This is a genomic window from Streptomyces roseofulvus, from assembly GCF_039534915.1.
Classification (GTDB): Bacteria; Actinomycetota; Actinomycetes; order Streptomycetales; family Streptomycetaceae; genus Streptomyces; species Streptomyces roseofulvus.
On the sequence record NZ_BAAAWE010000001.1, the window covers coordinates 2,791,417 to 2,809,827 of the forward strand.

The 18,411-nt window shown below is 73.1% G+C and carries 16 protein-coding genes and 3 tRNA genes; 2 read left to right on the top strand and 17 right to left on the bottom strand.

What is annotated here, in order from left to right:
* Positions 1-46: 46 nt before the first annotated feature.
* A complete protein-coding gene (locus ABFY03_RS12925; protein ID WP_319013888.1) occupies positions 47-289 on the top strand; it encodes a hypothetical protein in 243 nt (80 codons plus the stop codon).
* Between the two features lie 9 nt (positions 290-298).
* Here the strand turns inward: ABFY03_RS12925 and ABFY03_RS12930 are convergent, their stop codons facing one another.
* The 11 genes from ABFY03_RS12930 to ABFY03_RS12980 form a co-directional block, all read right to left on the bottom strand.
* Positions 299-1,189: a YceI family protein gene (locus ABFY03_RS12930; protein ID WP_319013887.1), complete on the bottom strand. Its 891-nt coding sequence runs from the start codon at positions 1,187-1,189 to the stop codon at positions 299-301.
* Between the two features lie 104 nt (positions 1,190-1,293).
* Positions 1,294-2,121 (bottom strand): arylamine N-acetyltransferase family protein, encoded by an 828-nt coding sequence (locus ABFY03_RS12935; protein ID WP_346169947.1) that lies wholly within the window; start codon positions 2,119-2,121, stop codon positions 1,294-1,296.
* A gap of 27 nt (positions 2,122-2,148) precedes the next feature.
* Positions 2,149-3,414 carry an MFS transporter gene (locus tag ABFY03_RS12940; RefSeq protein WP_346169948.1) on the bottom strand — a complete coding sequence of 422 codons (1,266 nt, stop codon included), beginning with the start codon at positions 3,412-3,414 and terminating at the stop codon, positions 2,149-2,151.
* Positions 3,411-4,037, bottom strand: coding sequence for a helix-turn-helix domain-containing protein (locus ABFY03_RS12945; protein WP_346169949.1), 627 nt, complete (start codon positions 4,035-4,037; stop codon positions 3,411-3,413). The genes ABFY03_RS12940 and ABFY03_RS12945 overlap by 4 nt, the downstream gene beginning before the upstream one ends.
* Before the next feature lie 73 nt (positions 4,038-4,110).
* On the bottom strand, positions 4,111-6,591 hold the full coding sequence (locus ABFY03_RS12950; RefSeq protein ID WP_346169950.1) for a ComEC/Rec2 family competence protein: 2,481 nt from the start codon (positions 6,589-6,591) through the stop codon (positions 4,111-4,113).
* On the bottom strand, positions 6,588-7,568 hold the full coding sequence (locus tag ABFY03_RS12955; RefSeq protein WP_346169951.1) for a ComEA family DNA-binding protein: 981 nt from the start codon (positions 7,566-7,568) through the stop codon (positions 6,588-6,590). Before ABFY03_RS12955 ends, ABFY03_RS12950 begins: the two co-directional genes overlap by 4 nt.
* A 109-nt stretch (positions 7,569-7,677) precedes the next feature.
* Positions 7,678-8,523, bottom strand: coding sequence for a DegV family protein (locus tag ABFY03_RS12960; RefSeq protein WP_319013881.1), 846 nt, complete (start codon positions 8,521-8,523; stop codon positions 7,678-7,680).
* A 99-nt stretch (positions 8,524-8,622) separates the two neighbouring features.
* Positions 8,623-9,363: a hypothetical protein gene (locus tag ABFY03_RS12965; RefSeq protein WP_346169952.1), complete on the bottom strand. Its 741-nt coding sequence runs from the start codon at positions 9,361-9,363 to the stop codon at positions 8,623-8,625.
* A 132-nt stretch (positions 9,364-9,495) separates the two neighbouring features.
* Positions 9,496-12,360 (bottom strand): leucine--tRNA ligase, encoded by a 2,865-nt coding sequence (leuS, locus tag ABFY03_RS12970; RefSeq protein ID WP_346169953.1) that lies wholly within the window; start codon positions 12,358-12,360, stop codon positions 9,496-9,498.
* Between the two features lie 354 nt (positions 12,361-12,714).
* Positions 12,715-12,787 (bottom strand) — tRNA-Ala (locus tag ABFY03_RS12975).
* 71 nt (positions 12,788-12,858) lie between these two features.
* Positions 12,859-12,931: transfer RNA gene (locus ABFY03_RS12980), tRNA-Ala, on the bottom strand.
* 132 nt (positions 12,932-13,063) lie between these two features.
* Between ABFY03_RS12980 and ABFY03_RS12985 the strand changes: the two genes are divergently transcribed.
* A complete protein-coding gene (locus tag ABFY03_RS12985) occupies positions 13,064-14,353 on the top strand; it encodes a glycosyltransferase 87 family protein (protein ID WP_346169954.1) in 1,290 nt (429 codons plus the stop codon).
* Here the strand turns inward: ABFY03_RS12985 and ABFY03_RS12990 are convergent.
* The 6 genes from ABFY03_RS12990 to nadD form a co-directional block, all read right to left on the bottom strand.
* Positions 14,332-14,565, bottom strand: a complete 234-nt coding sequence (locus ABFY03_RS12990; protein ID WP_030494108.1) for a hypothetical protein — start codon at positions 14,563-14,565, stop codon at positions 14,332-14,334. The two genes, ABFY03_RS12985 and ABFY03_RS12990, sit on opposite strands and share 22 nt — an antisense overlap.
* 127 nt (positions 14,566-14,692) lie before the next feature.
* Positions 14,693-14,765, bottom strand: a tRNA-Ala gene (locus ABFY03_RS12995).
* Positions 14,766-14,859: 94 nt separating this feature from the next.
* Positions 14,860-15,513: a histidine phosphatase family protein gene (locus tag ABFY03_RS13000; protein ID WP_319014040.1), complete on the bottom strand. Its 654-nt coding sequence runs from the start codon at positions 15,511-15,513 to the stop codon at positions 14,860-14,862.
* Positions 15,510-15,950 (bottom strand): ribosome silencing factor, encoded by a 441-nt coding sequence (rsfS, locus tag ABFY03_RS13005; protein ID WP_031005117.1) that lies wholly within the window; start codon positions 15,948-15,950, stop codon positions 15,510-15,512. The genes ABFY03_RS13000 and rsfS overlap by 4 nt, the downstream gene beginning before the upstream one ends.
* Positions 15,951-16,019: 69 nt before the next feature.
* The gene (locus tag ABFY03_RS13010; protein WP_346169955.1) at positions 16,020-17,750 is read right to left on the bottom strand and encodes an LCP family protein; all 1,731 of its coding nucleotides are present in this window, start codon (positions 17,748-17,750) and stop codon (positions 16,020-16,022) included.
* 21 nt (positions 17,751-17,771) lie between these two features.
* Positions 17,772-18,392 (bottom strand): nicotinate-nucleotide adenylyltransferase, encoded by a 621-nt coding sequence (nadD, locus tag ABFY03_RS13015; RefSeq protein ID WP_319013876.1) that lies wholly within the window; start codon positions 18,390-18,392, stop codon positions 17,772-17,774.
* Positions 18,393-18,411: the final 19 nt, after the last annotated feature.

An 18,411-nucleotide genomic window follows, 5' to 3' on the forward strand; every position in this document is an offset into this window, starting at 1 on the left:
GCGGACCCCGGCGAGGCTCCGGCCGCGCCCGGGCGAGAATGGCCCCGTGAGTGAACGACACGTACTGGTGCTCCCCGACCGCGACGCCGCCGAGGAGGTGGCCGAGGAACTGGCCGGCCGCTTCGGCGTGGCCGAGGAGCCGCAGCTGGTCCGGGACGCCCTGGCCGGCGAGGACGACGCCGAGGACGCCCAGTGGCTGGTGGTCGTCGAGGACCCGGACGGCCGGCTCGACCCCGCGGCGCTGGACGCCTTCGCCGCCGAGTACGAGGGCTGGCTGGAGGCCCCGTGACGGTACGGCTCAGCCGGCCTTCGGCACGATCTGGACGTCCAGGTCGATGGCGATGCTGGAGCCGACGGCGGCGATGCCGCGCGCGAGCAGCGTCTGCCAGGTGAGGGTGAAGTCCTCGCGGTGGAGCTCGGTGGTGGCCCGGCAGGCGCAGCGGGTCTCGCCCTCCAGGCCGCTGCCGAGGCCGAGGTACTGGGTGTCCAGGGTGACGGTGCGGTTCACGCCGTGGAGGCTGAGCCCGCCGGTGACGTTCCAGCGGGTGCCGCCGCGGTGGGTGAAGCGCTCGCTGAAGAACTCGATGGTCGGGTGGACGCCGACGTCGAGGAAGTCCCCCGACCGCAGGTGGTCGTCGCGCATCTGGACGCCGGTGTCGATGGACGCCGCGTCGATGACGACGTGCATCGCGGAGTGCTCCATGCGGTCGGCGATCCGGATCGCGCCGGCGAAGCTGTTGAACCGGCCGTGGATCCGCGCCAGGCCGATGTGCCGGGCGGTGAAGCCGATCTGGGAGTGGGCGGGGTCGATCTCCCAGTCGCCCGGCTCGGGCAGCGGCGGCTGCGGGGCGACCTGGAGCAGCACGTCCCCGAGGTCGGCGTGGACGCCCTGGTCCACCACGGCGGTGGCGTGGTGCGGGGTGTACCCGTCGGACTTCACGGCGATCCGGTACTCGCCGGCCGGGACGGTGGCGAGGAGGGTGCCGTACGGGTCGGTCTCCCCGCCCAGCACCCGGCGGCCCGTCGTGTCGGTGAGCGTGAACTCCGCCTGCCGTAGCGGCTCGTGGACGGGGTCGAGCACCCGGCAGCTCAGCACCCCGGCCGAGGCCGGGACCGTGACCCCGGCGAGGGCACCGCCCCGGCCGCCGGCCGCGCCGTTCCCGCGCTTCCCGAAGAGACCACCGAACATTTCCCACGCACCCCCGTGCGACTCGTTCACCATGCAACGAGTTGGCATTCGATCATCCCTGCGGCGTTCGAGGCAAACGCGCCCTTATTACCGACGAGTCCGAATTACGGGTTCCGCTTCTCCGCCTCCCGTACCGCCGGCAGCACGTCCAGCTCGATCCCGAACAGCTCCCGGTACGCCTCGCGCAGCTCCTCGTCCGTGCCGAGCTCCCGCTCGGTGCGCTCGCCGGCGACGGTCCGGTACAGCTTCCGGCCGCCGATGCTGACCCGGCCGTCCTCGGTGAGCAGGGAGCAGATCACCCCGCGGGTGAAGTGCGACTCCGGTGACGTGCGGTGGTACCAGGCGCCGGCCTCGAAGTCCGCGAGCACCCGCGGCCGCGGCTCCAGCCGGTACTGCGGCTTGCCGTCCCGCACCACGTCGAGGTCCCCGTCCGCCCCCGTGGCCTCCTGGATCGCGAAGACCCCCCTGGGGTCGGCCTGCTCCCCGCGCTCGTCGAAGGCGAGCGGATGGTGGCTGTGGTCCCCGAACCCCACGTCGGCCAGCCACCGTCCCCCGTCCTCGGTCTCCACCAGCAGGGCCATGTGGTCGTACGGGATCCCCAGCCGCCCGTCCGGGCCGAAGACCCGCGCCTGGAGCAGTTCGGCCCGGAAGCCGAGGGCCCGCAGCAGCGCGGCGAACGCGGTGTTCAGCTCGTAACAGAACCCGCCCCGCCGGGCCACGGTCACCTTGTCGACCAGTGCCTTCTCGTCGAGGACGATGTCCTCCCCGAGGTGCAGGGACAGGTTCTCGAAGGGCACGGTCAGCAGGTGCCGCAGATGCAGCTCGCGCAGCGCCCCCGCGTCGGCCCGTTCCGGCCGTCCGGCGCCGATGCGCTCCAGGTACCGCTCCACGTCGGCCTCCGGCAGCCCCGCCGGCTTTTCATGATCGGTCATGGGGGCAGTCTGCCCGCCCGACCGGCTTCACGGGGTGGCGGTGGCCTGTTCCCGCTCCCGGGTGGGCAGTTCACGCATCCGCGGGAGCGGCGAGGGCAGCAGCCACAGGACCGCGAAGACCGCGCCGACGGTGGCGACCCAGAGGGTGGGGCGGACGCCTATCGCGGTGCCGAGCACGCCGCCGACGAGGGCGCCGATCGGACGGAAGCCGTGGTTGAGGGTGCGGAAGGCGCCCATGACCCGGGCCCGCATGGTCTCGGGTATGAGGGCCATCTGGAACGAGCCGGCCGCCACGTCGACGATCATCACGCCGGCGCAGGACAGGAACTCGGCGGCGAAGAGCACCCCCACGACGAGCGGCAGCGGCCCGTCGGCGGCGGGTATGAGGACCAGCGGCAGAGTGAAGCCGATGTAGCCGGCGACGAGGGACCCGCCGATGCCGATCCGACGGACGACGGCCCCGCTGACCGCCGCTCCGATCAGGCCGCCGACGGCCCCGGTGCCGAGCACCAGGCCGAGCAGCCCGGCGCCGAGTCCCAGGTCCTTGGTCGCGTAGAGGACGAAGAGGGTGTGGAACATGTAGTTGAAGAACTGCACGGTGCCGGCGGAGGCGAAGAGCGCCCGCATCGACGGCTCCCGCACCACCCAGCGCATCCCCTCGGTGAAGTGCCCCTTGGCCACGGGGGCCGGGGCGGGCTCGACCGGGCGTATCTTCGCCAGGTAGCCGGCCGACACCAGGTAGGTGACGGCGTCGGCGAGCAGCGCCAGCGGGGCGGTGAGGACCTGCACCAGTACGCCGCCGATGCTGGGTCCGGCGAGCCAGGCCATCGAACGACTGCCGTTCACCAGCGAGTTGGCCTGCACGAAGCGCTCGGTGGGGACGAGGGTCGCGAAGACCGTGGAGTTGCAGACCTCGAAGAGCACCGACAGCGAGCCCACCCCGAGGGCGACGACGTAGAGCTGAGCGAGGGTCAGCACGTCCAGGGCGTACGCGACGGGCAGCGTGACCAGCAGGGCGGCCCGGCCCAGATCCGTGGCGATCATGATCCGGCGGCGGTTGGCCCGCCGGTCGGCCCAGGCCCCGAAAGGCAGGTTGAGCAGGAGGGCCGGGAGCAGTTCGAGGGTCTTGAGCCAGCCCATCTGGGCCGCGTCGGCGCCGAGCACGAGCACGGCGGCGAGCGGCAGCGCCATGAGGGAGATCTGGTCGCCGACGAGCGACACGGTCTGCCCCGTCCAGTAGCGGCGGAAGGTGCGCTCGCGCAGCAGCGCCGGAATCCGTGCGGTGAGGCTCATCTCTGCCCTTCCTCGGTCTCGTCGGTGTCCGGGTCCAGATAGGCGATCTTCAGGAAGCTGACGGGCTGCGCGCCCGCGGGGCGGAGCGACGGGTCGTCCTCGCGGTCCGCGTAGGCCCCGAGGAGCTCGTCGATCCGCTCCCCGAGGGAGGCGAGCTCCTCAGGCGTGAGGTAGACCAGGGCGTCGCCGAACAGCTCGGCCTCCCGCCACTGCTTCGAGACGCCCTCCCTGCTCTCCAGCACCTTGGCGAACCGTCCGAAGTAGCGCTCGGCGACGGCCACGTTGAGCTCGTCGGCCGCCTGGGCGACCGACGGGTCGTCGCTGTGGCCGGGCCACTCCGTGTACCGGGCGGTGGCCCGCCAGGGCTTCTCCCGGCCGCGCCCGCCCGACGCCTCCTCCACCAGCCCGTACTTGGCGAGTATCCGCAGGTGGTACGAGCAGCTGGCGACCGATTCGCCGGTCAGCTCGGCGGCCCGGGTGGCGGTGAAGGGCCCGTGCCGGCGGAGCAGCCCGACCAGGGTCATCCGCAGCGGGTGTGCGTAGGCCCGCAGGGCCCTGGGGTCGGTCAGCTGGATACTGCGGGGCTGCTCGCCCCCGGGAGGCGGTGTGCTGTTCTCCGGCATGATGTAAAGCTATCTATAGAAAGACTCCTTTACAAGCACTTCTTCACCAGCGTTCCAAGGACTTCCTCGCCCGTCACCACCCCCGCGCCACGGCCACCAGCTCCTCCCCCGCTCCGGCCACGGCGATCGCCCCGTCCCGGTCGGTCCGCAGCACCCGCGCCCCACCCGCCCGCAGCGCCTCCAACGTCCTCGGGTGCGGATGTCCGTAGGGGTTCTCCCTCCCCGCGGACACCAGCGCCAGCCGCGGCCGCACCGCCGCCGTCAGCCCCGGGTCCTGGTGCGCGGACCCGTGGTGCGCCACCTTCAGCACGTCCACCGCCCCCAGCTCCGGGTGCGCCCGCCACAGCGCCCGCTGTGCCGGCGGCTCCAGATCGCCGAGAAGCAGCAGACTCACCCCGCCCGGCCCCCGGACCAGCAGCGTGACGCTGGCGTCGTTGGGCCCGCCGTCCGGCGGCCCCGGCCCCGCCGGGGGCCACAGCACCCGCCACTCCAGCGCCCCGGCGCGCCTCCGCTCCCCCGGCTCCGCCCGCACCACCGGCACCCCCGCCGCCCCGGCCACCCGCCGGACGAACTCCGCCTGCCCGGGCGGCTCGTCGAGTCCCGTCACCTGAACCGCCCCCACCTCCCGCCCTCTCAACACCCCCGGAAGACCGGCCACATGGTCGGCGTGGAAGTGGGTCAGCACCAGCAACGGCACCCGCGTCACCGCCAGTTCCCGCAGACAGCGGTCCACCGCCGCCGGATCCGGCCCCGCGTCCACCACCACCCCCGCGCCCTCACCCGCCGAGAGCACCAGTGCGTCCCCCTGCCCCACCTGACACATCGCGAACAGCCAGCCCGGCGGCGGCCATCCGGTGACCCAGCGCACCAGCGGCACCGGCCGCACGACCACCAGCAGCAGCACCAGGGCCACCCCGACCACCAGCCGACGACGGTGCCGCACCCGCCGCACCCCGGCCACCACCGCGCCCGTGACGAGCGCCAGCGCCGCCCCGCCCCACCAGCCACCGGGCCAGGCCAGCTCCGCACCGGGCAGCTCCGCACCCGCCCGGGCCACCCCGGCGATCCACCCGGCCGGCCACCCCGCCACCCACGCCGCCCCCGCCGCGCCCGCCGCCCACACCGGCGCCAGCGCGAGCGCCGCGAACCCGAACACCGTCGCCGGCGCCACCGCCAGCTCCGCGAAGAGGTTCGCCGGGATCGCCACCAGACTCATCCGGCCCGCGAAGACCACCACCACCGGCGCGGTCACCGCCTGCGCCGCCAGCGCGGCCGCCAGCGCCTCCGCGAGCCGGCCCGGCACCCCACGCCGCCGCAGCGCCTCGCTCCACCCCGGTGCCACCACCAGCAGCGCCCCGGTGGCCAGCACGGACAGCAGGAACCCGTAACTCCGCGCCAGCCAGGGGTCGTACAGCACCAGCAGCAGCACCACCGCCGCCAGCGCCGGAATCAGCGACCTCCTGCGGCCGGTGGCGACGGCCAGCAGCGCGACCAGCCCACAGGCCGCCGCCCGCAGCACGCTCGGATCGGGCCGGCACACCACCACGAACGCCAGCGTGAGCCCCGCCCCGGCGAGCGCCGTCCCCCGCAGCGAGAGCCCGATCCGGGGCGCGAGTCCGCCCCGCTCCACCTGCCGCGCCCGCCCCGGCCGCCCGACGAGCAGCAGCAACACGATCGACAGATTGCTGCCGGAGACGGCCAACAGGTGGGTGAGATCGGTGGCTTCGAAGGCGTCCCGCAACCCGGTGCCGATCCGGGAGGTGTCCCCGACCACCAGGCCCGGGAGCAGCGCCCGCGCGTCCGGGGCGAGCCCGTCGGTCGCCGCGCGCAGCCCGGCCCGGAGGTCGCCGGCGGTCCGCTGGAGCGAGCTCGGGCCCCCCACGACCCTCGGCGGCCCCGACCCGGCCTTGAGCACGGCCGCGTACGGGTCCCCCGGTTCCCTCGGCGGCGCGAAACGGGCACCGACCCGCAGCCGCGTCGACGGCAGCAGCCCCAGCCACGCGTCCCGTCCCTCCCCCGGCGGCACGATCAGCAGCACCGGCGCCCGCGTCCGCACGGCGGCACCGTCCGCCCGCTCCACCCGCACCACCTCGGCGTCCATCACCACCGACACCGGCACCATCGCCCGCCCGCTCACCCGGGGCCGGGTGAGCCGGGGATCCGAGGTGACCGTCACCTCGGCCCAGGCCCTGCCGTACTCCTGCGCCAGCACGGGCACCGGACCGCGCCGCAGGTCCGCCGCGTGCAGCCCCGCCGACGCCGCCCCCGCGGCGGCGCACAGCAGCACCCCGCCCCAGGCCGTGGCCCGCAGCCGCCACCCCGGCGACCTCACCCCCTCACCGGCACCGCCACCCGGCACGGGATCCCGCGGCCGCCCGGTCAGCCGCCACGCCACCGGCGGCGTCAGCAGCGCCGCCGCCCCGGCGAGACAGAGCCCCACCCCGGCAACGGTCCACCAGCCGGCCACGCCCAGCGCCACGGCGGCGGCCGCCCAGGCGGCCAGCGCGGGCGGAACCAGCCGCAGATCGGCGGTCTCCCGCTCGCCCCGGTTCACGGCCGCACCAGCGGCTGGAGATCCGCGTAACGCCGCTCGCCGATCCCGTCGACCTCGCGCAGCTCCTCCACCGACCGGAACCCGCCGTGCTGCGTCCGGTGGTCGACCAGGCGGCGGGCGAGCACCGGCCCCACCCCCGGCAGCGCGTCGAACTCCTCGGCCGTCGCCGTGTTGAGACTCAGCGGCACCCCGGCCGCTCCCGTGGCCGCGCCCGCAGCTCCGCCGCCCGGCCCCGCCCCGGCCGCCGCTCCCGGCACCCCGACGAGCACCTGCTCGCCGTCGAAGAGGACCCGCGCCCGGTTGAGCCCCGTCAGATCCGTCCCCGCCCGCACCCCTCCGGCGGCTCGCAGCGCGTCCGCGACCCGCGAGCCGGCCGGCAGCGTCAGCACTCCCGGCCGGCGCACCTTCCCTCCCACGTCCACGACGACCTTCGCCGACGCGCCGCCGTCCCCGGCGGACGCCGACGGCGACACCGAGGTGGGCGAGGCCACCACCGGAGCGACCGGGACGGCCTCCGGCGCACGGACCTGCTCCGGCCGTCCCGCCCAGAAGAACCCTCCGGCCGCGCAGGCGGCCACTCCCAGAACCACCGCCAGCGCCGCCAACGACCGCGGCTCAAGCCCGCACCTCGTCTGCACCCACAACGGCAGCCGCTCCCGTACCGCCGACCGCCACCGCCGCTCGCCGACCCCGACGGCCCCCGGCTCCTCGACCGCCACCGCGTCCACGACGGGCGGCGGATCGGAAACCGGCGGATCGGGAGTCCGCGGCGGAAACAGCGCGTCGCCCCGCTCCCGTACGGCCCCCGTCCCGTCCCCGCCCGGACCCGGCGGCGCGAGCACCCGCCGCACCCGCGCCCGCCGACGGGCACGACCGGGCGGCGCACCCCGACGAGGCCCGGTGAGACCGGTGGAGGAGCGCGAAGATCCGGAAGAAGAGGTGAGCGAAGAAGGCGATGAAGCCGTACGAAGATCCATGCCTGCGACGGTAGGGTCCGCCACCGCCCCGTGCCGTCGGCCTCCCACCTCCGTGGACAGCCGCGCCCCTGTGGACAATTCGCTCACCCACAAGGGTGAACGCCCCGTCTCAGCGCGGCGAGACGACCACCGCGAGCAGCCCCGGCCCGGTGTGCGCGCCGATGACCGCGCCGACCTCGCTGACGTGCAGCTCGGCGAGGCCCGGCACCCGCTCCCGGAGACGTTCGGCCAGCGCGTCGGCCCGCTCCGGCGCGGAGAGGTGGTGGACGGCGATGTCGACGGGCCCGGAGCCGGCCTGCGCGACGGCCAGCTCCTCCAGCCGTGCGATCGCCTTGGAGGCGGTCCGTACCTTCTCCCGCAGTTCGATGCGGCCCCCGTCGAGTTCGAGGAGCGGCTTCACCGCGAGCGCGGAGCCCAGCAGCGCCTGCGCGGTCCCGATCCGCCCGCCCCGGCGCAGATAGTCCAGCGTGTCGACGTAGAAGTAGGCGGAGGTATCCCCGGCGCGCTTCTCGGCGGCCGCGACCGCCTCGTCGAGCGACCCGCCGGCCTCCACGGTCTCCGCCGCGGCGAGCGCGCAGAAGCCGAGGGCCATGCCGATCATGCGGGTGTCCACGACCCGTACCGGGACGGGGGCGTCCTTCGCGGCGAGCACGGCGGCGTCGTAGGTGCCGGAGACCTCGGCGGAGAGGTGGAGGGAGACGATCCCGCGCGCGCCGGCCTCCGCGGCCTCGCGGTAGGTGGCGGCGAAGACCTCGGGGCTGGGCCGGGAGGTGGTGACGGACCGCCGCTTCTGCAGCGCCTCGGCGAGCGATCTGGCGGAGATCTCGGTGCCCTCCAGGAGGGCGCGGTCGCCGATGACGACGGTCAGCGGGACCGCGGTGATGGCGTGCCGCTCCATCGTCTGGGGTGGCAGGTAGGCCGTTGAATCGGTGACGATCGCGACATGCCGGGACATGAGCGGGAGGTTACCCGCCGCGACCGCCGCTCGGCAGCCCGGCCCCGCTCACAGCCGGTCCGACGATCCCACAGGGGGGCCGCCCGGCGCCGGGGAGGGTCAGCCGGCGGACTCGGGACGGGCCGTCTTCTCCCACGGGTACGCGGTCGTGCGCGGGTCGGGCGCGGTGATCGCCTGCGGCGCCTCCGCGGCCTGCGACGGTCCCTGCGGCTGCCCGTCCGACGCCTGCTGCCCGGGCGCCGTCTCGTACCAGGCCGTCTGCGCGTCCTCCGGCGCGGCCGTGCCCCGGTCGACGGTGGTCCAGTGGCGCAGCGCGCCCGTCTCGACGTCGATCTGGGCGCTCAGCGTGTCCAGGTCGTCGTCGGCGAACCGCCGGGCGCGGTCGCGGGCGGCCTGGCGCAGCGCGTCGGCGGAGCCGGTGATCCGCTCGGTCCGCTCGGTGAGCGCGGGCAGCTGCCCGGCCACGTACGCCTTGTCGGGCTCCCGCTCCAGGCGCTTGAGGTCCTCGTCCAGCTCACGGCCGTGCGCGCTGAGCCGCCCGAAGAGGTCGAGCGACTCCCGCAGCGAGGCGTCCTCGACGGCCCCCGCCTGGAGCGCGTCCTGGGTGGCGCGCATCGAGGTGCGCAGCGAGAGCCGCAGCTTGGCCAGCTCGGCGGCGACCCCGACCTGGCCGAGGCTCTTGGCCCGCAGCGTGGTGTCCTCGACGGTGCGCCGGGCCTGGTCGAGCGTGCGGTCGACGCCGCGCTTGGCCGCCTTGACCACCTTCACCGTGGCGTAGACCCCTAGCGCCACGAACGAAAGGAAGAGCAGCGCCAGGATCGTGACAATCGCGGCTTCCATGTGCGTCGCTCCTCGGCTCCGTCGGCGTCCCACGGGTGTGGTTCTTCCACGGTAAACGGAACGGGCAGGCCGGAGGTTCCATCGGAACCCCCAACCTGCCCGTAGGGGAAACCCCTAGGCGTGTCGTGGCACTCAGGCCACGATGTTCACCAGCTTGGGCGCGCGCACGATCACCTTGCGGATCTCGGCGCCGCCGAGGGCCGCGACGACGTGCGCGTCGGCCAGGGCCAGCGCCTCCAGGTCGGCGTCGGAGATCGACGGGGAGACCTCCAGGCGGGCCCGGACCTTGCCCTTGATCTGCACGACGCAGGTCACCGTCTCGTCCACCACGTACGCCGGGTCGGCGACCGGGAAGTCCTGGTGGACGACGGAGTCGGTGTGGCCGAGGCGGTGCCACAGCTCCTCCGCGATGTGCGGGGCGAGCGGGGCGACCAGCAGCACCAGCTGTTCGGCGACCGAGCGGGAGATCGCGCCGCCGCCCTTGGTGAGGTGGTTGTTCAGCTCGGTGATCTTGGCGATGGCCGTGTTGAAGCGCATCCCGGCCATGTCCTGGGCGACGCCGTCGATCGCCTTGTGCAGGGCGCGCAGGGTGTCCTCGTCGGGCGCGGCGTCGACGACGGTGGCCTCGCCGGTCGCCTCGTCGACGATGTTCCGCCACAGCCGCTGGAGCAGGCGGTACTGGCCGACCACGGCGCGGGTGTCCCACGGCCGGGAGACGTCCAGCGGGCCCATCGCCATCTCGTACAGGCGCAGGGTGTCGGCGCCGAACTCGGCGCAGATCTCGTCCGGCGTGACGGCGTTCTTCAGGGACTTGCCCATCTTGCCGAGGACGCGGCTGACCTTCTCGCCCTCGTACCAGTACGCCCCGTCGCGCTCCTCGACCTCGGCGGCCGGCACGGCGATGCCGCGGGCGTCGCGGTAGACGAACGCCTGGATCATGCCCTGGTTGTAGAGCTTGTGGAACGGCTCGGCCGAGGAGATGTGGCCCAGGTCGAAGAGGATCTTCGACCAGAAGCGCGCGTACAGCAGGTGGAGCACGGCGTGCTCGGCGCCGCCGACGTACAGGTCGACGCCGCCGGTGGGCATGCCCTCGCGCGGGCCCATCCAGTACTGCTCGATGGCCGGGTCGACGAGCTTCTGGTCGTTGTGCGGGTCCAGGTAGCGCAGCTCGTACCAGCAGGAACCGGCCCAGTTGGGCATGGTGTTGGTCTCGCGGCGGTACTTCTTCGGCCCGTCGCCCAGGTCGAGGGTGACGTTGACCCACTCCTCGTTGCGGGAGAGCGGGGTCTCGGGCTGGGTGTCGGCGTCGTCCGGGTCGAAGGTCCGGGGCGAGTAGTCCTCGACCTCGGGCAGCTCCAGCGGCAGCATCGACTCGGGCAGCGCGTGGGCGACGCCGTCCTCGTCGTAGACGATCGGGAAGGGCTCGCCCCAGTACCGCTGGCGGCTGAACAGCCAGTCGCGGAGGCGGAAGTTGACGGTGCCCTCGCCGATGCCGCGGTCGGCCAGCCAGGCGGTGATCTTCGCCTTGGCGTCGACGACGCCCAGGCCGTCCAGGGAGATCTCGTCGTTGGCGGAGTTGACCAGCTTCGCCTCGTACGAGCCGAAGGCGTCGTCCCAGGTCGAGGGGTCGGTGCCGCGGTCGTCGCTCGGCTCGACGACGCAGCGCATCGGCAGCTCGAAGGCGCGCGCGAAGGCGAAGTCGCGGCTGTCGTGCGCGGGGACGGCCATGATGGCGCCGGTGCCGTAGCCCATGAGGACGTAGTCGGCGATGAAGACGGGGACCTGCTCGCCGCTGACCGGGTTGGTCGCGTACGCGCCGGTGAAGACGCCGGTCTTCTCCTTGGCGTCGGCCTGCCGCTCGACGTCGGACTTGGAGGCGGCCTGCTTGCGGTAGGCGTCGACGGCCTCGGCGGGGGTGGCGTGACCGCCGGTCCACACCGCGTGCGTGCCCTCGGGCCAGGCGGCCGGGACGATCTTCTCGACCAGGTCGTGCTCGGGGGCCAGGACCATGTAGGTGGCGCCGAACAGGGTGTCCTGGCGGGTGGTGAAGACGGTGATGGCGCCGGTGTCGCCGACCTGGAAGTCGACGCGGGCGCCCTCGGAGCGGCCGATCCAGTTCCGCTGCTGCAGCTTGATCGCCTCGGGCCAGTCCAGGCCGTCGAGGTCGTCCAGCAGGCGGTCCGCGTAGGCGGTGATGCGCATGTTCCACTGGCGCAGCTTGGCCTTGAAGACCGGGAAGTTGCCGCGCTCGGAGCGGCCGTCGGCGGTGACCTCCTCGTTGGCGAGGACGGTGCCCAGGCCGGGGCACCAGTTGACCGGCGCGTCGGAGGCGTACGCCAGGCGGTACTCGCCCAGGACGTCGGCGCGCTCCGCGGCGGTCAGGTCGGCCCACGCGCGCGTGCCGGGGACCTCACGGGTGCCGTTCTCGAACTGCTCGATCAGCTCGGCGATCGGGCGGGCCTTCGCGGCCTCGGAGTCGTACCAGGAGTTGTAGATCTGCAGGAAGATCCACTGGGTCCACTTGTAGTACTCGGGGTCGATCGTGGCGAACGACCGCCGCTTGTCGTGGCCCAGGCCGAGCCGGCGCAGCTGGGCCTTCATGTTCTCCATGTTGGCCTCGGTGGACACGCGCGGGTGCGTGCCGGTCTGCACGGCGTACTGCTCGGCGGGCAGGCCGAAGGCGTCGAAGCCGAGGGTGTGGAGGACGTTGTGGCCGCTCATGCGCGCGTGGCGGGCGAAGACGTCCGTGGCGATGTAGCCGAGCGGGTGGCCGACGTGGAGGCCCGCACCCGAGGGGTACGGGAACATGTCCATGATGAACTTCTTGGGCCGGGCGGCGACCGCGGGGTCGCCCGCCAGGTCACCGGAGGGGTTCGGCGCTTCGTAGGTGCCCTCGGCGTCCCAGACGTCCTGCCAGCGTGCCTCGATGTCGGCGGCCATGGCCGCCGTGTAGCGATGCGGGGCCGCCGTCTCGGCAGCCGTGTTGATCTCGGTCATGGTCCTAGAAGCTCCATCGATCGTCTCTGCCCACTGCCACGAACTGCCACGAAATGAAAAATCCCCTCGCACAGGAGGGGACGCCGCGCCGACTCCGACGGGATCTCTTCCGCCCGTCGGGACTGATCAGCGCGGCTCGATAAGCAGGAGGCGTACGGCACGCATGGCGCCAGGGTACCGCAGCGCCCACACGGGCCGCATCGATGTCCACGGGGCGACACCGGCCCGCCGGGAGACGAAGACCTGCCTGGGAGACGAAGGCCTGCCCGGGAGACGAAGACCTGCCGGGAGAGGGAGCCCTGCCGGGAAACGAAGAAGCGGGCCATCCGATCCGGATGACCCGCTTCCCGTCTGTGGAGCTAAGGAGAATTGAACTCCTGACCTCCTGCATGCCATGCAGGCGCTCTACCAACTGAGCTATAGCCCCTCAATGCGGCATATCAGCGTACCGCAGAAGTGCGGAGAGCCATCCGGTGTGGATGGCCCGTCTGCCTTCTGTGGAGCTAAGGAGAATTGAACTCCTGACCTCCTGCATGCCATGCAGGCGCTCTACCAACTGAGCTATAGCCCCTCGTGATCGTCTCCGTCCGGCTCCCTGGCGGGTCTTCCTCGCGGCGACGGACAGAACAGTAACCGGCCGCCGGGCAGATCTCCAAATCCGTTTCTCCGGCGCTGTCGGAGGCTCCGGGTAGGGTCGCCCCCTGTGTCCCCCTCCGCACCTTCCCCGTCCCGCGCCCGGCCGTGGCCCCTGGTCGCCGCCGCGGTCACCTGCCTGATCTCGTTCGCGGCCTTCTGGGTGGCGCAGCGCGTCGCCCACGTGAACATGCTCGACGTGATGGTCTACCGGGCCGAGGCCGAGACGCTGCGGGCCGGCGGCGACCTGTACGCGATGCGCGCCACCTCGGCGAACCTGGCGATGACCTATCCGCCGTTCGCCGCCGTGCTGTTCCTGCCGCTGACCCTGGTCGGCGTCCCGCTCATGCGGACGCTCTCCACGGCGGGGAACCTGCTGCTGGTACTGGCGCTGGTACGGCTCTCGCTCCAGCTGGTCCGGCCGGCGCTCGCCGCGCCCGGGCGGCGGGCCGACCTGTGGCGTACGACGCTGTGGGTCGCGGCGGTCGTGGTCTGGTGCGAGCCGGTGTGGACGACGCTCCGGTACGGGCAGATCAACCTGCTGGTCGCGGTGGCCGTGCTGTGGGATTTCACGCGCCGCGAGGGCAGCCGCTGGGCCGGTCTCGGCATCGGCCTGGCGACCGCGGTGAAACTCACACCGGGGCTCTTCGTGGTGCTGCTCCTCGTCGCCGGCCTGCTGCTGTGGCGCCGCGACCGGGGGATGAACGAGTGGCTGCGCACGGCGTTCACCGCGACCGGCGTCTTCCTGGCGACGACGCTGGCGATGGTGGTGGCGCTGCCGGCGGATTCCAGGACCTTCTGGACGCGGACGCTGTTCGAGACGGGCCGGGTCGGCCACGCGGAGGAGACCGCCAACCAGTCCCTGAGCGGGGTCCTGGCCCGGCTGATGCACACGGACGCCCCCGGCCTGTGGTGGCTGGCGGCGGCGGTCCTGCTCGGCGGCTCCGCGATGGTTCTCGCGATACGGGCGGCGGTGCGCGGCGACAGGGCGGTGGCCGTGGTGATCACCGCCGTCACGGCGCTGATGGTCTCGCCGATCTCCTGGTCCCACCACTGGGTCTGGTGCGTGCCCCTGCTGATCCTGCTGTACGACCGCGCCACGCGCGCGTGGCTCACGACGGGCGCGGTGGCACTGGCCTTCGCCTCGTTCGCGCTGTGGTGGGTGCCGCACGACCCGGGCCGCCCCGAACTCGACCAGAACGCGGGCCAGATGCTGCTGTCGGCGGTCTACCCGCTGACGGCGACGGCGCTCTTCGCCGCGTACGCGCTGGCGGTGTGGCGGACGCGCCGGCCGGAGGCCCCCGAGGAGCTGCGGGAGGCCGCCGCGGTGCGGGAGCCTCAGGCCGTGGCGAAGGAGTAGAACCGCTTGAGGGTGCAGTGCTCGTCGAGGAGCCGGCCGTAGATCGGCTCCCCCTCGAGCTCGCGGTAGGTCTCGATCGGGTCGCCCTTTATGATCAGCGCCCGCGCGCACTCCTCGCACCAGTACTGGTAGTCGGGGTTGACGGGGTCCATGTCCCGCACGATGGGCGTGCCGCTGCCGCACCAGTCGCACTTCCGCCTGTGCGCACCCAAAGGCCACCCTCCCGTCCGGACCTGGTCCCCCTCCGGCCGTCCGATTCTGCCATGGCCGGGCGGCGGCCCAGAAGTGACAAAACGACAGATCCCGCCCCCCTTTGCAGAGGACGGGATCCGGTGACTGTGGAGCTAAGGAGAATTGAACTCCTGACCTCCTGCATGCCATGCAGGCGCTCTACCAACTGAGCTATAGCCCCTCGTGTTCTTCACGCTCAGCGCTGCGAACAAGAAGAACTCTAGCCTGTGACCTGCCGGAAAGTGAAATCCGGGCCCTGGGGCCGGCCCGGGCCGTCAGGTGTCGTCGCCGAGGACCGGCTCGGGCAGTGAGCCGGCGTTGTGCTCCAGGAGGCGCCAGCCGCGCGCGCCCTGGCCGAGGACCGACCAGCAGCAGTTCGAGACGCCGCCCAGGCCCTCCCAGTGGTGCGGCTCCAGGCCGAGGAGCCGGCCGATGGCGGTACGGATGGTGCCGCCGTGGCTGACCACGACCAGGGTGCCGTCCTGCGGGAGCTTGTCGGCGTGTTCCAGGATCACCGGGGCGGCCCGGTCGGCCACCTCGGTCTCCAGCTCGCCGCCGCCCCGGCGCACCGGCTCGCCGCGCTTCCAGGCGGCGTACTGCTCGCCGAACCGCGCCACGATCTCGTCGTGCGTGAGCCCCTGCCACTCCCCCGCGTACGTCTCGCGGAGCGCGGCGTCGTGGGCGACGGAGAGTCCGGTGAGCGCGGCCAGCTCGGCGGCGGTGGCCGCCGTCCGCTTCAGGTCGGAGGCGACGATCGCGTCGGGACGCAGGGCGGCGAGCAGCCGGGCGGCCCGGCGGGCCTGGTGGACGCCGGCTTCCGTGAGCTCGATGTCGGTCGAGCCCTGGAAGCGGCGCTCCAGGTTCCAGGAGGTCTGGCCGTGGCGCCACAGGACGATACGGCGGCCGGTGCCGCCCTTGGGGGCGCTCAGCTCAGCTCACCGTCCGCCGCCGTGTCGGCACCGGTCAGGGCGGCGTGCTCGGCGGCCTTGCCGCGGGTCTTGACGGCGTCCTCGGGGAGGGGCAGCTCGGGGCAGTCCTTCCACAGCCGCTCCAGGGCGTAGAAGACCCGCTCCTCGCTGTGCTGCACGTGGACGACGATGTCGACGTAGTCCAGGAGGATCCAGCGGGCGTCGCGGTCGCCCTCGCGGCGCACCGGCTTGGCGCCGAGCTCCTTCTGGAGCCGCTCCTCGATCTCGTCGACGATGGACTTGACCTGGCGGTCGTTGGGCGCGGAGGCGAGCAGGAAGGCGTCGGTGATCGACAGCACGTCGCTGACGTCGTACGCGATGATGTCGTGAGCGAGCCGGTCGGCCGCCGCCTGGGCGGCGGCGTTGACGAGCTCGATGGAGCGATCCGTGGCGGTCACAAGCAGGCTTTCGTCGGCGGTCCAGTACCCCTCCAGGGTCTCACGGACCGCCGACGACCCCGCAAACGATTACGAGGCGCCCGGAATCTCGTAGTCCCGGCCGAGGACGACGGTGATCGCGGCGGTGCCGGAGGGCTTGCCCTTGGTGACGGAGTCGTCGGGCAGGCCGAGGGTCTTGGCGACCTCGACGGCCGTGGCCTTCTGGGCGTCGTCCGCGTAGACGACCTCGGACTTCGCCTGGCTGTCGGCCTTGGTCCCGCCGACGAAGGCGTAGCCGCCGTTGATCAGGACGATCTTGGCCGCCTCGACGGCGTCCTCGCCGGTCGCGTCCTTGATCGAGACCCGCGGCACCCCGCCGGCGTCGAGTGCGGTGACCTTGCCGCCGAGGATGTCCCTGACCACGCTGTCGCCGGCGCCCTCGGCGAGCGCGCCGTCCTGGCCGACGGGCAGCATCGCCGTCTTGTAGGCGCCGGTCTTGGCGTGCTCGGCGAGCTTGGCGAGGGAGGCGCCGAGGTCCTTCTCGGGGAGGGACGGGTCGGCGATCTGCTGAAGGTACTCGATGGCGGTCGTGGCGTTCGCGGCGTCGCTGGGCATCTTGCGGAGCATGCCGTTGACGACCTGACCGAAGCGCTGGAGCTGCTTGGCCTCGGCCTCGCCGGAGGCCCGGTAGGTGGCGTAGGCGACGGCGGCGCGGCCGGTGAGGGTCTGCTTCTCGCCCTTGGTGACGAGCGGGTCGGAGCCCTTCTTGGCCTTGGGGTCGGGGACGTCGGTGTCGGTGTCGACCTCGATGCCGCCGAGGTACTCGACGAGGTTCTCCAGGTACGGGCTGTCCAGCCGCCAGGTGCCGGCGATCTTGGCGCCGAGGAGGGTGTCGAGGGCTTCGCGGGTGCCGCTGGAGCCGTCGTCCTCGACGGACTTGCCGAGGGTGGTGGCCGCGCCCTCGGTGTCGGCGACGGCGAGCGCGTTGGGCAGCAGGACGGTGGTGCCCTGCTTGGTGGTGGCGTTGTCCACGAGGAGGGCGGTGGAGGTGCCGCCGCCCTGGAGGTCGTGGAGGTGGAGGACGATCGTGTCGCGCTGCTGCGGACCGGTGGCGGCGCCCTGCTGCTTCTGCTCCGAGTCGCCGGTGCCGGGGAGCAGACCGGCCGACCACAGGTAGCCGACGCCGCCGACGGCGGCGAGGACGAGGACGACGACGAGGGCGATCACCCGGTTGCGGCCGCGCCGGCGGGCCTCCTCGCGCCGCTCGGACCGGCTCTCGGTGAACTTGAGCCAGTCGATGACGTCCTCGGAGTCCTCGTCGGGCTCCTCGATGAAGGAGAACTGCTCGGTGCGGTACTCCCGGTCCTCGTCGGCGTCGTCCCGGCGGGGCGCCCTGGGGGGCGCGGGGGCCGCGGGGGGCGGCTCGGGGGCGGGCCGCTGACCGGGGACGCCCGCCGGGGCGGCGGCGACGGGCGCGGCGGGCTCGGCGGCCTGCCACTGCTGTCCGGCGCCGCCGTACGTCTCATACGGGTCGTACGAGGGCTGGGCGTAGCCGCCCTGGGCCTGCCCCTGCCCGGGCCGGCCGGCGTAGGGGTCGTACGAGGGCTGCTGGGGCGCCTGGGGCTGCTGCGGGGCCTGGGGCTGCTGGGGCTGGGCGTAGGGGTCGTAGCCGTACGTCTGCTGCTGTCCGGCGTACGGGTCGTACGCGGACTGCTGCGGGGGCTCGGCCTGCTGCTGGTACACCGGCTGCCCGTACGCGTCGTAGCCGATGATCTGCGGCTGCGGGTAGTACGGGTCGTACGGGTTCTGCTGATCGTTCACCGGTGCCCCTCCCCGGGACTGTCACTCGCCGCGGTACAGCTGGCGCTTGTCGATGTAGCGGACGACGCCGTCCGGGACGAGATACCAGACGGGGTCGCCCTCGGCGACCCGTGCGCGGCAGTCGGTGGACGAGATGGCGAGGGCGGGGACCTCGACGAGGGAGACGCCGCCCTCGGGCAGTCCGTCGTCGGTGAGGTCGTGGCCCGGCCGGGTGACGCCGATGAAGTGGGCGAGGGCGAAGAGCTCCTCCGCGTCGCGCCAGGTGAGGATCTGCGAGAGCGCGTCGGCACCGGTGATGAAGAAGAGGTCGGCGTCGCTGTTGAGGGAGCGCAGCTCCCTCAGGGTGTCGATGGTGTAGGTCGCGCCGCCGCGGTCGATGTCGATGCGGCTGACCGAGAACTGCGGGTTGGAGGCCGTGGCGATGACCGTCATCAGATAGCGGTCCTCGGCGGGCGACACGGCCTTGTGGCTCTTCTGCCACGGCTCGCCGGTCGGTACGAACACCACCTCGTCCAGGTGGAACAGGGCGGCGACCTCGCTGGCCGCCACCAGGTGTCCGTGGTGGATCGGGTCGAACGTCCCGCCCATCACGCCGAGGCGGCGCTTGCCGCGGCCGCCAGTAGGCACTTCCTGCTCTCCCATGCGTGCAGAGCCTACTGGC

Bases quoted from the DNA above. Each gene is read 5' to 3' on its own strand.
- ABFY03_RS12930 (WP_319013887.1), bottom strand. From the start codon at position 1,189: ATGTTCGGTGGTCTCTTCGGGAAGCGCGGGAACGGCGCGGCCGGCGGC.
- ABFY03_RS12935 (WP_346169947.1), bottom strand. From the start codon at position 2,121: ATGACCGATCATGAAAAGCCGGCGGGGCTGCCGGAGGCCGACGTGGAG.
- ABFY03_RS12940 (WP_346169948.1), bottom strand. From the start codon at position 3,414: ATGAGCCTCACCGCACGGATTCCGGCGCTGCTGCGCGAGCGCACCTTC.
- ABFY03_RS12945 (WP_346169949.1), bottom strand. From the start codon at position 4,037: ATGCCGGAGAACAGCACACCGCCTCCCGGGGGCGAGCAGCCCCGCAGT.
- ABFY03_RS12955 (WP_346169951.1), bottom strand. From the start codon at position 7,568: ATGGATCTTCGTACGGCTTCATCGCCTTCTTCGCTCACCTCTTCTTCC.
- ABFY03_RS12960 (WP_319013881.1), bottom strand. From the start codon at position 8,523: ATGTCCCGGCATGTCGCGATCGTCACCGATTCAACGGCCTACCTGCCA.
- ABFY03_RS12965 (WP_346169952.1), bottom strand. From the start codon at position 9,363: ATGGAAGCCGCGATTGTCACGATCCTGGCGCTGCTCTTCCTTTCGTTC.
- leuS (WP_346169953.1), bottom strand. From the start codon at position 12,360: ATGACCGAGATCAACACGGCTGCCGAGACGGCGGCCCCGCATCGCTAC.
- nadD (WP_319013876.1), bottom strand. From the start codon at position 18,392: ATGGGAGAGCAGGAAGTGCCTACTGGCGGCCGCGGCAAGCGCCGCCTC.